Origin of the sequence: Bacillus sp. AFS059628 (assembly GCF_002571225.1) — a bacterium.
In the GTDB taxonomy this organism is placed as follows: domain Bacteria; phylum Bacillota; class Bacilli; order Bacillales; family Bacillaceae_G; genus Bacillus_A.
In genome coordinates this window covers 1-4,689 of the sequence record NZ_NVEC01000072.1, presented here as the reverse complement: position 1 = coordinate 4,689, position 4,689 = coordinate 1, and the positions used below count along the sequence as shown (strand labels likewise).

The 4,689-nt window shown below is 33.9% G+C and carries 3 protein-coding genes and 3 pseudogenes; 2 read left to right on the top strand and 4 right to left on the bottom strand.

Going from position 1 to position 4,689, the window contains the following annotated elements; translation table 11 throughout:
* Window positions 1–300 (top strand): acyl-ACP desaturase (locus COL05_RS23145; RefSeq protein WP_180233479.1); only part of this gene is annotated, 300 nt, incomplete at its 5' end.
* Window positions 301–551: 251 nt separating this feature from the next.
* Here COL05_RS23145 and COL05_RS23140 read toward each other — a convergent pair.
* Window positions 552–743 (bottom strand): annotated as a pseudogene (locus tag COL05_RS23140) (DUF6985 domain-containing protein); the annotation flags it as partial.
* Window positions 742–1,151 (bottom strand): annotated as a pseudogene (locus COL05_RS32025) (Rpn family recombination-promoting nuclease/putative transposase); the annotation flags it as partial. The pseudogenes COL05_RS23140 and COL05_RS32025, both read right to left, overlap by 2 nt.
* 89 nt (window positions 1,152–1,240) lie before the next feature.
* Here COL05_RS32025 and COL05_RS23130 point away from each other — a divergent pair.
* Complete coding sequence (locus tag COL05_RS23130; protein WP_098670294.1) at window positions 1,241–2,971, top strand: methyl-accepting chemotaxis protein; 1,731 nt, start codon at window positions 1,241–1,243, stop codon at window positions 2,969–2,971.
* A gap of 213 nt (window positions 2,972–3,184) precedes the next feature.
* On the opposite strand, the pseudogene COL05_RS23125 reads toward COL05_RS23130, so the two are convergent.
* A pseudogene (locus tag COL05_RS23125) lies at window positions 3,185–3,442 on the bottom strand (Rpn family recombination-promoting nuclease/putative transposase); the annotation flags it as partial.
* Complete coding sequence (locus COL05_RS23120; protein ID WP_098670292.1) at window positions 3,443–4,363, bottom strand: Rpn family recombination-promoting nuclease/putative transposase; 921 nt, start codon at window positions 4,361–4,363, stop codon at window positions 3,443–3,445.
* Between the last annotated feature and the right edge of the window lie 326 nt (window positions 4,364–4,689).

Here is a 4,689-nt window from a genome sequence, read left to right as displayed (position 1 = left end):
TTAGAACCTAATTATTGCTATCATATTGCCAATGTGATTAGGAATTTTAAAATGCCAGGTGCCGTCATGCCTGATTTTGAAAATCGAATGACTGTGATTGCAAAAGAAGCAAACTATGGGCCACTACAATATTTTGATCAAGTACTTGATGTAGTGATTGACTATTGGGGGTTAAAAGACTTACGACCAATTGCACCTCTAGCTGAAAAAGCAAGAATTGAGATTTTGGAGTACCATACAAGATTGAAAAAAATACGGGATCGATTTGGTCGTTTTCAAGGGAAAACTGATCTACGTTAATGAGTAGAGGTTTCAGAATATGCGAGGGGAAATTCCCCCTTCCCTTTATCAGATGGATTTACAAATTCAATATCTTTAGTAAAAGACCTCAATGGTATGTACGATAGGAATAACCTTCAAGATTCATTTTTCCATTTGCATAAAAAAACAGTAGAGATTTCTAGTACCTATCTCTACTGTTTTTTCATTAACTTCCAAAACGAACTAATTTTTCATACTCTGTTATGTGTATTTATAACAAATAGTAATGCTTAAATTGCAACATCTTGGTATCCTACCCTAGCTACTTCTTCATTTATTAGACGAATACCTACCCCATTTTCCATATCCCATGTACAGTCAAATGTTAGTCCAATATATCTGCCTTCAAAGCGTCTAGCAGATGGGACATAAATCCCCACTAGCCTGATCCTTTCAAGAAGCTGATCAATCGTTTCAATTAATCATTTGTATTTTCCCTTGCTGAACACCTTCTTGGATGCCTTCTTTTTCCCTACATTCCACGCATGGGGGAACTTCGCAGCCTCCTCCATCAATGCTTTCTTCCTTGCTTCATACGCTTGTCGGAAAGAAGAAGCTTGACTCATACGTTCCTATTTATTCATTGCCTTTTGTAAAATCAAGTCTTGGTTCATCGTAATATTCTCCAATGTTTGGATTAATTGTTCGTCCTCATTCGCTGGAAGTAATAACAACCATCGAACAAATGAATTCTCCTAGGGATTTACTTGTTCATTCCGCCACTGTTGCATGAGTTTTGGAATCTCCACAATATGAACTTCAATATCATCACTCAATACTTGCTGTTTTTGCTGATTCCATAGGATTCCTGTTGTTTGGAATGCCTCGTATTATAGATATAAATGCTTAAATGTCGATTTTTATCAGATATTGTTATATATTGATTACCTATTCAATATATATAATGAGGTGGATTTAATTGTCATTTTTTAAAAACAGTAAAATTGGTACCATATTAAACGTATTAATAATTATATCAAGTGTTGCTTGCGTATTATTATCTATACTAGGATTTTGGGGTCTTAAGAAAGGTGAGTATGCTTCTTCTACTATGTATGAAGACAGTTTATTACCAATTCAGTGGATAGGCACTATAGAGTCTAATTTTTATCATATTAATATGAATGTAAATGAAATTATGGTATCAAAAGATGAAAAAAGAATAAAAGAGCTTGTGACAGAAATTGATACATTGGATACAGAAACTGATCAGTTATTAAAGCAGTTTGAGGTTAGAGTTAGTGCTAGTAAAGAAAAAGAATTGTATACAACATTTCTTGAAAGATTTAATGAATTAAGAACACAACTGAAGAAAGTGGAAGATTTGGGCCAATCTAATAATGAAGAAGCATATGCTTACTATCTAAAAGAGATTGATCCAAATATGAAAAAGACAACTCAGGCAATTCGTGAACTTATCCTATATAATAATAATAATGCAGAGCAATTACAAAAAAATAATACCGACAGTTCAACAAAAACAATAATGATGTTTGTTAGTATCTCCATTATAGCAATTGCCATCGTTATTTTTATTGGGTATATCATTAAAAGTGCGATTAAACAACCAATTGTATTATTACAAAGGGATATGAAACAAGTATCTGAAGGTGACTTAACAATACGTACTTCTTATAAATCAAAGAATGAATTGGGAAGCATTGTGAAGTCTTTTAATAGTATGTTAGATAACTTGCAACAATTAATTGGTGAAGTAAAAATCACAACTCAAGAGGTTATTTCTTCTACCAATGGAATGTTGCAAGACACTAAACGAGCATCTCATGTATCAAGAGAGGTTGTTCAAACTATTTCTGAGGTTGATAAAAAAATAGAAGGACAAGTTACGAGTATTCAAGAAAGTTCATTATCAATGGAAGAAATAGCGAATGGAGTTCAAACAGTAGCTGAATCTTCAGCAACGGTTACAGAATTGGCTGTCACAACAACAGAACAAGTTAATTCTGGTAGTGAAGTAATAAAACAATCTATACTCCAAATGAATAGTGTTCATGAGGTTGTTGAAGAAACGTCCACTGTAATTGATAGACTTGTTACACGTACACAGCAAATTGATAAAGCTCTAGAAGCTATCACTAACATTGCTGAACAAACCAATCTTCTCGCCTTAAACGCTGCCATTGAAGCTGCGCGTGCTGGAGAAAATGGAAAAGGATTTGCAGTAGTTGCGGCCGAAGTAAGGAATTTAGCAGAGAAGTCAAAAGAATCTGCAAATGAAATTAATCATTTAATACAATTGATTCAAACAGATACAAAAGATACGGTGGATGTCATGCAAAAAGGCCAACAAAAGGCTACAGAAGGAAAAGAAGCTGCTTATCAAGCAGATCAGGCATTCTCATCTATTATGGTAGCTATTAATAAAATCACTAGCCAAATTCAAGAGGTATCTGCAGCGACAGAAGAAATGTCTGCCGGTACAGAAGAAGTTAATGCTTCTATATCAAGTGTTTCTGAAACTGCAACACAAGTAGCTAAAGAAACCACCCAAACTGTACAATCAATCCAATCACAAGCAGCATCAATTGAGGAAGTATCGAATCAATCTAACAAAATAAAAGAAAAAGTAGAAGCATTATCCGAATTAGTTTCAAAATTTATTATTGAAACACAAAAAGATGGGAAATAAAATAGGGTAAACATAAAAAACTACAGGTTCTTAATCAATTACAAACCTGTAGTTTTTTATTATGATTTACCTTTTTTCAACCTTTGTCCTTCTTTTTGTAAAACGAAGTGAAAGTGGGGAGTGTTCAAATCACTTCGAACATTAATTATACTCCCTGGTAGCGACCGCTAAAAAATAACACCTACAGTATTTGTAGGTGTTATTTTTAATTATTTAGGCTTGTAAAATGTTTCGTATTTCTTCTATATTTAAACTTGTAAACTTTGCAATATCTTCTATTGGCATTCCGTTTTTATGCATACCACGAATAAGCTGTATTTTCCCTTGTTCAATACCTTTTTCAATGCCCTTTTCAATACCTTTTTGTTCTGCATAAGCAAACTTTGCAGCCTCATCCATAAGAACTTTCTCCCTTGCTTCATACGCTTGTCGGAAAGAAGAATCTTGACTCATACGTTCCCATTTATTCATTTATAATTCAAGAATTTCTTGTATTTTTTCTATAGATAAATTCGTAAATTTCGCAATATCTTTTATTGGCATTCCGTTTTTGTGCATACCACGAATAAGCTGTATTTTCCCTTGTTCAATGCCTTTTTCAATGCCTTTTTCAATGCCTTTTTCAATGCCCTTTTCAATACCTTTTTGTTCTGCATAAGCAAATTTTGCGGCTTCATCCATCAACGCTTTCTCCCTTGCTTCATACGCTTGTCGGAAAGAAGAATCTTGACTCATACGTTCCCATTTATTCATTGCTTTTTGTAAAATAGGGTCTTGGTTCATCGCAATATCCTCCAATGTTTGGGTTAATTGTTCATCCTCATTCGCTGGAAGTAATAACAACCAACGAACAAACGAATCTTCCCAGGGATTTATTTGTTCATTTCGCCACTGTTGCATGAGTTGTGGAATCTCCACAATATGAACTTCAATATCATCACTTAACTTCTTTTGTTGCTGTTGATTCCATAGGATTCCTGTTGTATGGAATGCTTCATATTCTGGAAACATGACAAAGTTTAATAAATTAATCGTAATTGTTTTATGAAGAGAGCTATATGGCATTCCCTTTTGTAGTTGGGATGTATATAGCCTTCCCCAGTAATACAAACTTCTCTTAATCATGTCATGATTGTTATTCAGCTGTATTTCTACATTTACCTTTGTTCCTGTATCTAATGTAGCGGAAATATCTAAAATCGATAATTTATCCTCTTCATGTTCTCGGTGCAAGTGTGGATCTTCTAGTTGTAACGAAACAATGGGTGATTCTAAAGAATCTTGTAAAATCGCATTTAAAAAAGCAATGAGAATATCTTCATTTCCACTTGTACCAAATAATTGTTTAAAAGCAAAATCAATGCGTAAATTCACTAATTGTTGGTTGGACATGGGTTTTCCTCTCCCCATCTCATATGATGTTTTTCTTTCATTGTACATAAAAGCGTGATCCATATGCAAATAAGATCTTATATCCGTGGACATAAGATCTTATTTGCTACCATACATAATTAACAGATCAGTTGACTTTCATAGAAATTGAAAGATTGCCTACTGGGGGTACCGCCACATCGCTATCAAGCTAAACTTTTATAGTACCCTCAGAACGAACTTTTGTGTTAACTTGTAACAAAAAAGCTCATTTTTTCGTTTTGGGGTAATTCTGAATTCTTAAGTTGATATGCATGTGGCGAGACCCCACATCCATCAACTTAAGG